13 protein-coding genes are annotated in these 12148 nt (G+C 61.8%); 5 read left to right on the forward strand and 8 right to left on the reverse strand.

Annotated features, from left to right (window positions below; all coding sequences use genetic code 11):
* The first annotated feature begins 133 nt into the window (after positions 1-133).
* Both GGQ66_RS14755 and GGQ66_RS14760 read left to right on the forward strand, forming a co-directional pair.
* On the forward strand, positions 134-1117 hold the full coding sequence (locus GGQ66_RS14755) for an ABC transporter substrate-binding protein (protein ID WP_183793497.1): 984 nt from the start codon (positions 134-136) through the stop codon (positions 1115-1117).
* On the forward strand, positions 1101-1736 hold the full coding sequence (locus GGQ66_RS14760; protein ID WP_306414076.1) for an ATP-binding cassette domain-containing protein: 636 nt from the start codon (positions 1101-1103) through the stop codon (positions 1734-1736). The genes GGQ66_RS14755 and GGQ66_RS14760 overlap by 17 nt, the downstream gene beginning before the upstream one ends.
* Here GGQ66_RS14760 and GGQ66_RS14765 read toward each other — a convergent pair.
* The 6 genes from GGQ66_RS14765 to GGQ66_RS14790 are packed head-to-tail and all read right to left on the reverse strand — an operon-like array spanning position 1712 to position 6520.
* Positions 1712-2272 (reverse strand): tetratricopeptide repeat protein, encoded by a 561-nt coding sequence (locus GGQ66_RS14765; RefSeq protein ID WP_183793498.1) that lies wholly within the window; start codon positions 2270-2272, stop codon positions 1712-1714. The genes GGQ66_RS14760 and GGQ66_RS14765 overlap by 25 nt on opposite strands.
* Positions 2273-2309: 37 nt before the next feature.
* Positions 2310-3152: a lanthanide ABC transporter permease protein PedC gene (locus GGQ66_RS14770; protein ID WP_183793499.1), complete on the reverse strand. Its 843-nt coding sequence runs from the start codon at positions 3150-3152 to the stop codon at positions 2310-2312.
* The gene (locus GGQ66_RS14775) at positions 3149-3862 is read right to left on the reverse strand and encodes a lanthanide ABC transporter ATP-binding protein PedB/LutE (RefSeq protein WP_183793500.1); all 714 of its coding nucleotides are present in this window, start codon (positions 3860-3862) and stop codon (positions 3149-3151) included. Before GGQ66_RS14775 ends, GGQ66_RS14770 begins: the two co-directional genes overlap by 4 nt.
* A gap of 7 nt (positions 3863-3869) precedes the next feature.
* Positions 3870-4331, reverse strand: a complete 462-nt coding sequence (locus GGQ66_RS14780; protein WP_183793501.1) for a cupredoxin domain-containing protein — start codon at positions 4329-4331, stop codon at positions 3870-3872.
* 39 nt (positions 4332-4370) lie between these two features.
* Positions 4371-5330: a YVTN family beta-propeller repeat protein gene (locus tag GGQ66_RS14785; protein ID WP_183793502.1), complete on the reverse strand. Its 960-nt coding sequence runs from the start codon at positions 5328-5330 to the stop codon at positions 4371-4373.
* 2 nt (positions 5331-5332) lie between these two features.
* Positions 5333-6520 carry a lanthanide ABC transporter ABC transporter substrate-binding protein PedA1 gene (locus GGQ66_RS14790; protein WP_183793503.1) on the reverse strand — a complete coding sequence of 396 codons (1188 nt, stop codon included), beginning with the start codon at positions 6518-6520 and terminating at the stop codon, positions 5333-5335.
* A gap of 155 nt (positions 6521-6675) precedes the next feature.
* Between GGQ66_RS14790 and pedF the strand changes: the two genes are divergently transcribed.
* Positions 6676-7362 (forward strand): cytochrome c-550 PedF, encoded by a 687-nt coding sequence (gene pedF, locus GGQ66_RS14795; protein ID WP_183793504.1) that lies wholly within the window; start codon positions 6676-6678, stop codon positions 7360-7362.
* A gap of 4 nt (positions 7363-7366) precedes the next feature.
* Entirely contained in the window at positions 7367-8266 is a 900-nt protein-coding gene (locus tag GGQ66_RS14800; RefSeq protein WP_183793505.1) for a substrate-binding periplasmic protein, read from the forward strand.
* Between the two features lie 6 nt (positions 8267-8272).
* On the opposite strand, the gene GGQ66_RS14805 is transcribed toward GGQ66_RS14800, so the two are convergent.
* Together GGQ66_RS14805 and GGQ66_RS14810 are read right to left on the reverse strand one after the other, a co-directional pair.
* Positions 8273-9151: an FAD:protein FMN transferase gene (locus GGQ66_RS14805; protein ID WP_183793506.1), complete on the reverse strand. Its 879-nt coding sequence runs from the start codon at positions 9149-9151 to the stop codon at positions 8273-8275.
* A complete protein-coding gene (locus tag GGQ66_RS14810) occupies positions 9148-11232 on the reverse strand; it encodes a 4Fe-4S binding protein (RefSeq protein WP_183793507.1) in 2085 nt (694 codons plus the stop codon). The genes GGQ66_RS14805 and GGQ66_RS14810 overlap by 4 nt, the downstream gene beginning before the upstream one ends.
* Positions 11233-11343: 111 nt before the next feature.
* On the opposite strand from GGQ66_RS14810, the gene GGQ66_RS14815 reads away from it, so the two are divergent.
* On the forward strand, positions 11344-12120 hold the full coding sequence (locus GGQ66_RS14815) for an ABC transporter permease (protein WP_183793508.1): 777 nt from the start codon (positions 11344-11346) through the stop codon (positions 12118-12120).
* The last annotated feature ends 28 nt before the right edge of the window (positions 12121-12148 follow it).

The following is a 12148-nucleotide window of genomic DNA, read 5'->3' on the forward strand; positions in this document are numbered from 1 at the left end:
GCCCCACCATCAAAGACACAGTTTCGCGTCTAAAGAATTGGACCATGGTCGTAGGATTTGCCCCTGTCCTTAGGTCGTATTCCGACCCGCGAGAACTGCTCATACGATGCCGTGAAAAGGGGAGGAGAAACCCATGAAACTGATCAGAACACTTGCGGGTGCGGCATTGGCCGCGCTGGCCATGACCCTGCCGGCACTGGCCGACAGCGCCGCGAAACCGATCGTGCGAGCCGCACTCCAGCTTTCCGGGACCGTCAATTGGGAGGCGGATACGATCCGCCATTACGGCTTCGATGAGAAAAACGGCTTCTCGCTGTCGGTCTCCGATGTAGCCGGTACGCCCGCCGCCCAAATCGCGCTGATGGCGGGTGAGGTGGATATGATCGTTTCAGACTGGCTCTGGGTCGCCCGTGAACGCGCCAAGGGCCGCGACCTCGTCTTCATCCCCTATTCGAAGTCCGTTGGCGGGTTGATGGTTTCGGACAAGAGCCCGGCGAAGTCGCTTGCCGACTTCAAGGGTCAGAAGATCGGCGTTGCCGGTGGCCCGATCGACAAGAGCTGGCTCATTCTGCGCGCCTATGCCCAGAAGGTCGAGCACTTCGATCTCGCCAAGGAAACCGAACAGGTCTTCGGAGCGCCGCCGCTGATCTACAAGGCCGCCCTTGGCGGTGAAGTGCAGGGCGCCGTCAACTTCTGGAATTTCGGCGCGCGCATGGAAGCGGCTGGCATGAAGACGCTTCTGCCGATCGGCGAAGCGGCGACCGCCCTTGGTCTCGATCCGCAGACACCGCTTCTCGGCTACGTGGTGCGTGGCGAAGTACTGAAGGCGGCTCCGGACCTTGCTGGGAAAATTGCAACCGCTTCGCGCATGGCCAAGGAGAAGCTTGCCGCAGACCCCGCCGCCTGGGACCGTATAAGGCCTATGATGAATGCCGCAACCGACAAGGATTTCGAAGCGCTGAAGGCTGGCTTTATTGCCGGAACCCCGACGCCCGGCCCTGTTGACGAGGCCGCCGCCAGCCGCATGCTGGCCCTGATGGCCGAGCTTGGCGGCGAGGAACTGGTCGGCGATCTCAAGACCCTGCCGAGTGGCGTCTTCTATGTTCCCGGAAGCTGAGCCGCTGCTGCGTATCGATCTGCAACGCGGGGGACCGGGCGACGTGCTCGGTCCCTTGAGTCTTTCGATTGCGCCGGGGGAAACGGTGGCGCTGACCGGCCCTTCCGGCGTGGGCAAGACAACGCTGCTCAGGATCATTGCGGGGCTGGAGAAGAGTTTCGAAGGCACGCGTCGTGTTCCCGAACGGCTGGCCGTCGTTTTTCAGGAACCGGTTCTTCTCCCCTGGCGAAGCGCCATTCAGAACATCAGCATCATCGCCAATATAAGCGCAGGCGAAGCGCAGGAATGGCTGGGCAGGGTCGGGCTTGCGGGCCTGGGTCACCGCTTCCCTAGCGAGCTATCGCTTGGCCAGCAGAGGCGGCTGGCGCTTGCGCGCGCCTTTGCCGCGCGGCCTGAGTTGTTATTGATGGACGAACCCTTTGTCAGTCTCGACCCCGTGCTTGTGGACGAAATGATGATCTTGTTCGAAACCCTGCGCCGTGATCGCCCCTGCGCAACGATCATCGTCACCCATGTTCAGGCCGAGGCCGAACGGCTGACGCGCCGCATTCTCAGGCTTGATGGCCGGCCAGCCCGGTTGATGGAACCAGCCTGTCAGAAGGACGGCGCATATTTGTGATTGTCCGCATCCGGCGTCACCTCATCGAGATCATAACCGGCGCCCTGAAGACGTTGCGCGGTGGGTAGGCCTGCCTTTGCGGCTTCATCCACGTAGAAGCGGCCCAATGTGCGGTTTTCCACCACCCCGCGCCCCCGCATGAGGTCAAGCCCATAGTTGAATTGGCCGACCGGATCGCCGGCGGCCGCTGCGCGGCGATCCCATTCGGCAGCAGCATCCGGGTTTTCAGGCCCGCCGAGGCCATTGTCATCCAGTTGCGACATCCAGGTCATCGCCCCCGTCCAGCCATCGGCGGCGCATTGTTCGAACAGCCGCCGCGCCATTTCGTGCCGGCCGGCTTTGGTAATGTAATAGCCGGTGGCGCAAATCGTCATCGAGGTGCGTCCTTCGGCAATGTCCTTCATGACCCGGTTGATCGTCAGTTCCTCCGGGTTCAGCGTGCCGTTTTCGGCATCGGCGGTATCGGGCACGGATTCGGCAAGCGCAAATGTTGCCGGTAAAGCCGCAAGGCAAAGGATCACGGCGAAAGCACGCATGGGCAGGTCTCCCGATCATTGAAACAACACATGAACGTCAGGCTTTGCGCGCCGTGAATCCGCGCGCCGGATCATATCCCCAGACCGCCGCCGCCGCGAACAGAACGAAAGCGCCGGTGGTTACGCCGAACGCCAGAAGATTGCCCTTGGCGTAAAGCGCAAAGCGGATCAGCTCCACCGCATGGGTGAAGGGGTTCGCGGCGCAAAGATCCCGCAGAAAGGGAGAGGCTTCCGCCATCTTCCACAGCGGATAAAGCGCCGACGACAGGAAGAACATCGGAAAGATCACGAAGTTCATAACACCGGCGAAATTTTCAAGCTGGCGGATGAGCGACGAAAGCAACAGGCCGAGGGCACCAAGCATGAGTGCGGCAAGCGCAAGCGCGGGCAAGGCCGTAACGTAACCGATCCAGGGAAAGCGGATGCCGTAAAGCCAGGCAATGGCGAGAAAGGCATAGGCCTGCAGGATGGAGATCAGACTACCGGCCAGAAGACGGCAGAACAACAGCCACCAGCGGGGCAGGGGTGCCGTCAACAGCAAGCGCATCGAACCCATTTCCCGGTCGTAGACGAGGCTGAGTGAGGATTGCATGCCGTTGAACAGCAGGATCATGCCGGTGAGGCCGGGCACGATGTAGATCTCGTAGGTCACATAGGTCTGGTAGGGCGGTGTAATCGACAGGCCAAGGGCGGCGCGAAAACCCGCGGCGAAAACGAAGAGCCAGACCAGCGGCCGCACGAGAGCGGCTACAAGCCGGCCTTTCTGGCCGAGAAAGCGCAATGCTTCCCGCTGGAGAATGGCGACGAGCGCCACGAAAGGGCGGGCGCGGGGAAGACGCTCCGTTTCTGGCGGCGCTATGCTTACGGCGTCGACGCTCATGCGGCCTCCTTCGTCATGCTCAGGAAGCGGGTGGACAGATTGTCCCCACCGATCACTCCGGCCTCCCCATCTGCCAGAATCCTGCCCCGGTGCAGGATGGCGAGCCGGTCGTCGGCATGCACCTCATCCACCAGATGCGTAGCCCAAAGGACGGTCAATCCATCCGTCGCAAGATCATGAACGTGGCTGACGATGGCAGCGCGCGAGGCGGCGTCGAGGCCGACGGTTGGCTCATCGAGCAGCAGCACTTTGGGCCGGTGGATCAGCGCGCGAGCGATTTCCATACGCCGACGATGACCGCCGTTCAGTGCGCCGGCGCGTTCGCCGGCACGTTCGGCCATACCGAGCCGTTCCAGCGCCGCCATGGCGCGATGTTCCGCGTCCTTGCCGGAAAGACCGTGCAAGGCGGCGAAATAGAGAAGATTGCGTCGGACCGTCAGGTCGAGATCGAGCGTCGAGGACTGAAAGACCACACCCATTTGCGTCAGTGCGGCGCGGGGTTCGCGGGCGAGATCATGGCCTGCCACCTCTATGCGGCCTGACTGCGGCACGAACAAGCGCGTGAGGAGGCCGAACAGCGTAGACTTGCCAGCGCCGTTCGGCCCCAGAAGGGCGCAGAACCGGCCGGGCTCGACCGCAAGCGTCACCGTATCCAGCGCGCGGCGTGCGCCCCAGTCATGCGTGATGCCCTCGATCTTCAACCCGGCCATGATCTGCTCATTCGATGGTGATGGATACTTGCTGGCTGTCACCCTTGCTGCCCGGCACCTTCAGGTAATAGCTGCCGGGTTTGATGGCGATGAAACTGATTTCGGCTTCGCCCGCCTCATCGAACTCAAGGGAATCGACACCCAGCGGCCGGATTTCGATACCTTCGATGACGATCTCGTTTACCCAGATCGCCCGGAAAAAGCCGGCACCTTCAAGCGCCAGTTCCTGACTGCCATCGGCCTTGATCTCCATCGTATAATATTTGCCCGACTTGAGCTTCAGAGCTTCCTTTGAAACCGGCTGGCCGGCCGAAAGCGTCAGCTTCGGCAGCTTTTCGCGATTGCCCTTGGAAAGCAGCCCGGCAAGACCTGCCTTGCTCCCCGCCTTGGCGTCGTCATCGTCATTGTCGGCCATGGCCGACATCGGCAAAGCCAGGGCCATCAAGCCGATCAGAATTGCTTTCTTCATGTTTCCTCCCTCCAAGAGTATTCATGGTCTCCAGAATGATCAGGGCCGCATGGCCGCGCCCCACGGGAAGCGGCCGACCTTGATGGATTTCACCGGTTCGCGTGTGGCGACATCGATGACCGTGACGTCACCCGAGACGCCATTGGTTGTGAAAAGCTTCTTGTGGTCCGGCGAAAACGCCATGTGCCATACGCGCCGCCCGACCAGCACGTAGCCTTCCACCTCGAACGTATCGGCATTCACCACAGCCACATGGTTGGCGGGACCGAGCGCGATGAAGACCGTCTTGTTATCCGGCGTGAACTCGAATCCGACCGGCTGGATGAGGTCGGAATTCACGCCCTTGATCTCGAAACGGATCTTCTTCTTTTCCTTCTGGGTGGCGACGTCGAAGACGGTGACCGTACCGCCGATTTCCGCAGACACCCACAATTCCGTGCCGCTCTTGGCGAATTCGGCGTGACGCGGGCGGGAATCCACCAGCGTGTTGGCAAATATCTTCTTGGTATCCGCGTCGATCCAGTGGGCCATGTTGGTGGTCTCGGAGGTGGTGATGACGATCTTGCCGTCCGGCGAGATCGCCATGCCTTCGGGTTCGATACCCACATCGATCTGGCCGACGACCGCACGGGTATCCACATCCACGACCGTTGTTACGGCGTCGTTTTCGTTGGCGATCCACAAATGCTTGTCATCGGGCGCCAGCACGAACTGCTCCGGGTCTTCGCCGGAAGGAAGATCGTGCAGAATCTCGCCCGTTTTCGGGTCCATGACCTGAACGGTGTCGCTGTCGGACGCGCAGATATAGACACGGGTGTAATCGGAATTGAAGGTAATGCCGCGCGGGCGTTCGCCGGTTTCGATGGTGCGCACCACCTCCAGCTTGTCGGTATCGATCACCGAGATCGTGTCATCCTTCTCGTTCGTCACCCAGATTTCGCCTGCATGGGCAAATGCCGGCAGTGAAAGGGTGGCCAGCAGCAGCGCGGTCCGTTTCATGCTCATCCTCCGAAAGCCTTGCATCGGGACTCCGGCCGGTCGAGGCCGAGCGTGTCCATTTCATTGGTCTGGTGCAGATAGCCGTCGAGCGGCGTCAGTTCGACGAGCGCTCGTGCGTTGACTACCGGCATGGGCTGTCGCAACTGGCCGTTCCAGCTCCGATAGCTCAGGCTGCGCCCCTTGAAGCCATCAAGCGCGAAGGCATCCGAAAAGATATAACTACGCAACACCTTGGGATCGGCGGAGTTTGTCCGGGTCACCGCCTCGCCGATGGTGCGCAGCGCCGTCCATGCAGCATAGTCGCGGGTGCCCATTTCTCGTTTGGTATCTTTCTCAAAGCGTTGCTGAAGCTGCACGGCCGCCCATTGCTCCAGAACCGGTGCCCAGCCTTCGCCGCGCAGCCCGTCGGAACCGGCGACAGGGCGCGGCAGCCATGTGTTGTCCTGGACATAGCGGGCGAAATCATCCGCTTCATCGGCGATGAGAAGCACATCGTGATCGGGCAGATCCTGTGTAAAGAGCGGGATTTCCTGCCCCGCCGCCCGCCTGAGATCCGTGTTGAAGGTCCAGTTCTTCTCGGCCAGGATATTGACGCCGAACTTGGCGGCGGAAGCCTTCAGCGTTTCCGCGAAAGCGACGTCCTGCGGCTTGGGGCCGATGACAAGCGCCGTTTTCGTCCAGCGCCGGGCCTTCAGAACCTGCATCAGCGCATCGGTCCGCATCGCGTCTTCCGGCATGGTGTGGAGCAGGTTGGCGCGGCAGTCCGCATCCCGTAACCGCCTCTCGCCGGTGCTGACGTTGAAAAGAAGCGCCTCCTTTGCCTCGGGCAGATCGGCGATCGACAGCAGCGCATCCGCCGGGGCGTCGAGAAACAGGATGCGGGATTTGGCAAGCGCCTTGCGTGCTGCATTCGCCAGATCGCCGCCCGGTTCGATGGAGACGACATCCAGACTGTACTCATGGCCCAGAAACTTGCCGGTGGTCTTCGTGTCTTTCAACGCGACCTTCGCTCCCGCCACGCCGCGATCTTCCGGAATGGGATCGAGATTGGAGAGCACCGGCGGCGCTTCCACCTCCTGCCGCAGATAGGTCATGGGAATGGCGATTTCCGCCGCCGCCGGTCCCGCAACGAGCATCGTGCAGACCGCAAGGCACGCGGAAAAACGCCTTTTTGCAAAGGCTTCCGGCATTTTATCTCCTCCCGGTTGTGAAGATAGGCTTGGGTGCACCAGGCCGAAAATACGACCTTGGTGCCATACACCGGCAGGACGTAGGTCGAATATCTTTGCACATGTCAAAAAATCTAAATGACAGCGGGATGGAAATGCAGGGAGGAAACAGCATCATGTCCGCCAAGATGATCCGCGTCGGCCTGTCCATTTTTGCCGTTCTCGCGACGGCAACTGTGGTGGTCGCCCATGGCGATGTCGCCCCCCAGCCAGTCAACACCGACGCCCTGCCAGCGGTTGGCGAGGAATGGCTCACCTCAAACCCATACCGCGAGGACAAGGCCGGCCATGAAGTATGGCTGAAGGCCGTGGAAATCGGTTCGTCGGGCTTCAACCAGAACTGTGCCCGCTGTCACGGGCTCGGCGCCGTCTCGGGCGGTCTCGCCCCTGATCTCCGCCTTCTCGAAGCGGCGGAATACGGTGACGAATGGTTCGTCGAGCGTTTCCGCCACGGCTATACGCAGGACGGCACGACCAAGATGCCGGCGTTCGGCGACATTCTCGGCCAGAAGGCTGCGTGGGCTATCCGAACCTACATCGAGACACGCCCGGAAGACGGCGCGCTTGATGCCCACGCCAAGCGCCTGCACGAAATTCGCGATGAACTTGCCAGCGGCAAGGTCGCCGATACCGCCGCGCTGAAAAAAGAGCTTGAAACGATCGCCGCGGAAGTGAAGACCGCCTCCGGTGCCCCTGTGGCCGATAGCGTCGCCTACGAGGCCGCCCGCCTGCTGTCCGATCAACCGGAAACCTGGAAAAAGGCGGGCGAAGTTCTGACCGTCGGCCTCTCGGCAACGCAGTAAGCGCATGGTCAACCGCTTTCTTTCCTTGGTCGCGATGGGCGCCCTGCTGTTTCCAGCGGGCGCCTACGCGCGTTGCGAGGGGCATGTTCCCCAGCCCAAACCGCAGAATACCTTTGCACAGGATGTCGGACGAAAACTCGACCGCATCATTGAGGACGGCTGGATCGAATTCGCGCTTTACGAGGATTACCGGCCATGGTCCTACGAAGAGAAGGGCAAGGCAAAGGGCGTCGACGTCGAAATCGCCAGGCTGATCGCCGCCGACCTCGGTGTCGAGCCGCGTTTCCGATTGGTTGCGGCCGGTGAAAACCTGGAAGCAGACCTCCTGAACTACGTCTGGAAAGGTGCGGTGATCGGCGGTCATGTCAGCGATGTCATGCTGCATGTTCCCTATGACAGCGAACTCGTCTGTCGCATCGAGCAGGTTACGTTCACGGGCCAGTATGCGATCGAAAGCGTCGCTATTGCCTACAAAGGTGAGGAATATCCGGAAAAGGGGCCGACGCCGCCCTATTTCAGGGTCGATCCGGTCGCCGTCGAAAACGATTCCATCGCTGATTTCTATCTGACCTCGCTGATCGGCTCAGTGCCGAAAATCCATCGCTACAAATCTGCCGGTGCTGCCATGGATGCGCTGGCATCCGGGGAAACGCTCGCCGCGATGGGGCCTCGCGCGCAGCTCGAGGACGGGCTTGTCCGCCACCCCGAGGCCGGTTTGAAAGTACATGAGCCCCCGCTTGTGGGCTTTGCGCGCGGCAAATGGACGGTCGGCGTCGGCGTCAACTTTCAGCATAAGGATCTTGGCTACACCGTGGACATGGCCATCGAAAAGGCGCTGGCAGATGGGCGCATCGCGAAGATTTTCGCCGATTACGGCCTGACGTTCGCGCCGCCGCAGCGGTGAGCCAAATCAAAAGGTTTCGACCTCACCGGCTGTGCTGACAGCGGTCACCCCAGCGACCTCCGGCATCCGCGCAAGCGTCGCGCGGATCGCTTCCCCTGGCATCAGGCAGAATGCGGTCGAAAGACCATCCGCGATGGCCGCACTGTCTGCCACCACCGAAACCGTCGACCAGAGCGGCTGTTCGCCATGGGACCCCAGAATGTGGAAGGCCTCATTCCCGAGCCGCATTGCACCAGGACTGGACGTCGCCACGGCCGCGTTTTCAAGCGGCAGAGTGCTGACAAGTCCGAGTGTCGGATCTTCCACACCCAGCCGGAACGGCCCGCCGATGGCGGCAAACTCACCCATATCGACAAGGACCTGACGGTAACCGGCTTCACGCAGCAGGTTGCGCACGCGGTCTGCGGCATAGCCCTGCGCGATACCGTTGAAGGTCAACATCTGGCCGTGCGCAAGTGTGATCGTATCGCGACAAACAATCCTGTTCCAGCCGATGGACGCGCGGGGTGCAACAGTATCCCGCCGTTCGGCCAGTGCTTTCCACAGAGCCTGAACGGTGGGATCGAAGACGCCGGCAGTCTCCCGGTGAAGCCGGTCCGACAGCGCAACGAGATCCAGCAATGCAGGCGGCGGTGCGTCCAATTTACCGGTCGCGTTCAGTCTCGTCGTTGCGGAATCGTGCCGGAACAGGCTTGCCGCGGCTTCCACCTCCTCGATGATCGCAGCAATTGCACGGATGGCGTCTGCGGCGAGAGAGCGGGGCCCGCGCAGGTCGACGCTGACCTTGTCGCCCAGCGCATCGGCCTGCCAGACCGTTCGTTCCGCCCGCGCATGCCCTGCCATGGCAAGCGAGGCGGCAATCATGAGAAACCGTCTGCGTTTCATGCCCTCACTCCACTTTCGGTAGCCCTCTGCTTCCTGGCGGCCAGAACCAGCGGTACGCACTGGCGCTTGTCGTCATGAATCGTCACGCAATCGAGGCACTGGAAACATTCGGAATAGGCGACCTCACCGGTCGGGCGAATGGCGGCATAGCGACAACGCACCTTGCAGAGTTGGCAGGGTGAACCGCACTGTGCCCGCCGGGGTATCCACTTGCGCAGACGCAACACGCCGCCAATCGCCATCAATGCGCCCAACGGGCAGAGATAGCGACAAAAGCCCTTGAACGTGACCATGCCGAGACCAAGCCAGAACAGCGCATAGGCCACGAAATACCATTCGCGCCGGAAGATCGTTGTGACTGCGGTCTTGAAGGGTTCGATTTCCGCCGCTTTCTCTGCCTGTTCGGGGAGGAAGAAGGCAACGACGAAGAGTCCGCCCAGGGCAAGGTAGGCGCCCAGCTTCAGGCGTCGATCCCAGCGCGGGGAGGGGTTCCACTCCGGCAAGTGCAGTAACCGCCCGAGTTTGTGGGCAAACTCCTGCATGGCACCGAAGGGACAGAGCCAGCCACAGAACAGCCCGCGTCCCCAGAAAACGAAACCGATGAGAGCCGCGGCCCATATCGCAAGTGAAAAGGGGTCGTAGAGCAGGACTGCAAGGCCGCCGCCGCCGGTGGCGCTGCGCAGAACGGCAAGCGCGGTGACGATCGAAAGCTGGCCCTGTCCCCACCAGCCGACAAAAACGATCACGATGGCGAGGATGGCGGGTCGCACCCAGCGGATCGTCTGCGGTTGCGAAAGGCGGTGCATGCCCGGCCCAAGAGCCAGCATCAACAGTGGAAGGAAAACGGCGAGGGCGGCAAGGTCCAGCTTGCGGGCGGCAAGCGCATCGAGCCAGGCCGGCCGCGCCACTGGTTGGGCCGGACGGGTAAAGAAGCTGGCGTCGGCGGAAAGAGCGAGCGTGAAATGGGCGGACCCCGCTTCCGGCTGCAGCATCCCATGCAGGCGCACCGCCTGCGCGGAGAGCGTCCATTCCCGGGTCGGGTCGAAGCCCAGCCGACGGTCAATCCTGAGGATCATCGCCGTACCTTCCGGCACATCGGGACGACGCTGGAAGAGAAGATCGGAGTCTCTCAGTGCCACCGGAAGACCATCCTGCATCGCCGAAAGCCGGTCAGGCGCGGTGTTGCGCACGAAACTCTCCGATACCAGACCATGACGCCCCGCATCGATCACCAGAACCGGCTCGTCATTCGGCGATACCTGCAGGAAACGCTGGAGGTCGGCAAAGCTCTCGGCGGACAGAACAGCCCGCGCCGCCGATGGCGGGCCAATATCGACTGCCCACAGATCGAGATAGAGACCATCCGGTTCGGCCTTCGCATCGGGATCGTCGTGGGCCCAGAGCGTGCCCGCAAAGGCCTTGTCGAGCTCGCTATTGGTGACCCGCAGATGCCGGGCCAGCCCGCGTTCAACCAAAGCCGGCCAATCGAGTGCAATATCCACGGCAGGGTCCGGCTTCACCGGCGGGCCAGCGGAAACGCCTTGCATCTTCTCTCTTGCCACGGCAAGCGTCGCCGCGAGAATGGATTCGTGCGCGATCCGGACTGAGGCAGTCGCCTTCGTCACCCCATCGAGATAGACGAGATCGGAGCCGCCGCCGGCATTGCCATAGGGCGTTCCCACCACCATGGGCTCACGGATCGAATGGCCGCGATATTGTTCGAGGAAGGCGCGAAAGGGTGCTTCGCCGAGACCGGATACGAAGATGGGCTCGTTGTGGGAAACGAGCCTGACATCGATGAACCGGGCATCGCGGTCGATCGTCACCAGCATGTTGATCGGCGCACCGGAAAAGCCGGGCAGGGGGGCCAGCGGCCCGGTTTCGAAAACATAGCCGGCCTCAGCGCCGCCGGAATTAAGCAGGGTCCAGACACCCTTGTCGTTCACCGGTTCGCCCAGCGCATAGGGCGGCACGATCATTTCCTGCAGCTTGGCGCGAGACAGAGGCTCGGCCGCCACGCCTGATGCAAGCGCAAGCACGGCCAAGACCAGAGCGATCCAGCGCGCCAATCTCCTCCCCATCGCAGTTCCTCCCGCCTCGAAACCTGCGCCAGCCAGGCAAGAGCGCCAATACGACCAAGGTCGCGAAGCGCGAAGACTGAAAGCGTCGTTATCATGCAGGTGGAGGAGCTTATGATCGAACGCCACCGCAAGGACCGGCCATCCCCTGTCGTGTTCACCCTGTCGCTTGTGGCGCTGGTGGCGTGCTGGGCGGCACTGGCCGCGTTCAAGGCGGATGCCATGGTTCTGCCCGGCCCGCTGGAAGTGTGGCGGGTGGCGGTTACGGAAACGCTTTCCGGGCGGTTGCCGCACGAGCTTGCGGCGACGCTGCTGCGTGTGGTTGTCGCCTTCGCACTGGCCATGGTGGCTGGAAGCGTTCTCGGCATCGTGCTTGGGCGCTGGCACGCGCTGGATCGCTGGTTCGATCCCTGGGTCACGGTGTTCCTGAATCTGCCGGCGCTGGTGCTGATTGTGCTGTGTTACCTGTGGATCGGGCTGAACGAGGTCGCGGCCATTACGGCCGTAACCTTGAACAAGACGGCCATGGTTCTCGTCACCATCCGGCAGGGCGTGCGCGCCTTCGATCCGGCGCTGGACGATCTCACCACTGTTTCACGTCTTTCAAGAAGAACGCGGCTCCGTCATATCGTGCTGCCGCAACTGGCGCCCTGGCTTGCGATCTCCGCGCGAAACGGCATTTCGGTCATCTGGAAGATCGTGCTGGTTGTCGAGTTTCTCGGTCGCTCTAACGGGGTGGGCTTTCGCATCCATCTCTATTTTCAGCAGTTCCAGACGGCGCATGTTCTCGTCTATTCGCTGGCCTTTGTCGGGGTGATGCTTCTTGTTGAACACATGATCATTCAACCCTGGGAGCGGCACAGTAATCGCTGGCGACGCGATGCCGTTTAGTCAGGTATTTCCGGATCAAGCGAACGAT

This window comes from Allorhizobium borbori, from assembly GCF_014196535.1.
In the GTDB taxonomy this organism is placed as follows: domain Bacteria; phylum Pseudomonadota; class Alphaproteobacteria; order Rhizobiales; family Rhizobiaceae; genus Ectorhizobium; species Ectorhizobium borbori.

What these genes read in the sequence shown, in the direction of transcription:
- GGQ66_RS14755 (WP_183793497.1), top strand. Translation starts at nt 134, where the DNA reads ATGAAACTGATCAGAACACTTGCGGGTGCGGCATTGGCCGCGCTGGCC.
- GGQ66_RS14760 (WP_306414076.1), top strand. Translation starts at nt 1,101, where the DNA reads ATGTTCCCGGAAGCTGAGCCGCTGCTGCGTATCGATCTGCAACGCGGG.
- GGQ66_RS14765 (WP_183793498.1), bottom strand. Translation starts at nt 2,272, where the DNA reads ATGCGTGCTTTCGCCGTGATCCTTTGCCTTGCGGCTTTACCGGCAACA.
- GGQ66_RS14770 (WP_183793499.1), bottom strand. Translation starts at nt 3,152, where the DNA reads ATGAGCGTCGACGCCGTAAGCATAGCGCCGCCAGAAACGGAGCGTCTT.
- GGQ66_RS14775 (WP_183793500.1), bottom strand. Translation starts at nt 3,862, where the DNA reads ATGGCCGGGTTGAAGATCGAGGGCATCACGCATGACTGGGGCGCACGC.
- GGQ66_RS14780 (WP_183793501.1), bottom strand. Translation starts at nt 4,331, where the DNA reads ATGAAGAAAGCAATTCTGATCGGCTTGATGGCCCTGGCTTTGCCGATG.
- GGQ66_RS14785 (WP_183793502.1), bottom strand. Translation starts at nt 5,330, where the DNA reads ATGAAACGGACCGCGCTGCTGCTGGCCACCCTTTCACTGCCGGCATTT.
- GGQ66_RS14790 (WP_183793503.1), bottom strand. Translation starts at nt 6,520, where the DNA reads ATGCCGGAAGCCTTTGCAAAAAGGCGTTTTTCCGCGTGCCTTGCGGTC.
- pedF (WP_183793504.1), top strand. Translation starts at nt 6,676, where the DNA reads ATGTCCGCCAAGATGATCCGCGTCGGCCTGTCCATTTTTGCCGTTCTC.
- GGQ66_RS14800 (WP_183793505.1), top strand. Translation starts at nt 7,367, where the DNA reads ATGGTCAACCGCTTTCTTTCCTTGGTCGCGATGGGCGCCCTGCTGTTT.
- GGQ66_RS14805 (WP_183793506.1), bottom strand. Translation starts at nt 9,151, where the DNA reads ATGAAACGCAGACGGTTTCTCATGATTGCCGCCTCGCTTGCCATGGCA.
- GGQ66_RS14810 (WP_183793507.1), bottom strand. Translation starts at nt 11,232, where the DNA reads ATGGGGAGGAGATTGGCGCGCTGGATCGCTCTGGTCTTGGCCGTGCTT.
- GGQ66_RS14815 (WP_183793508.1), top strand. Translation starts at nt 11,344, where the DNA reads ATGATCGAACGCCACCGCAAGGACCGGCCATCCCCTGTCGTGTTCACC.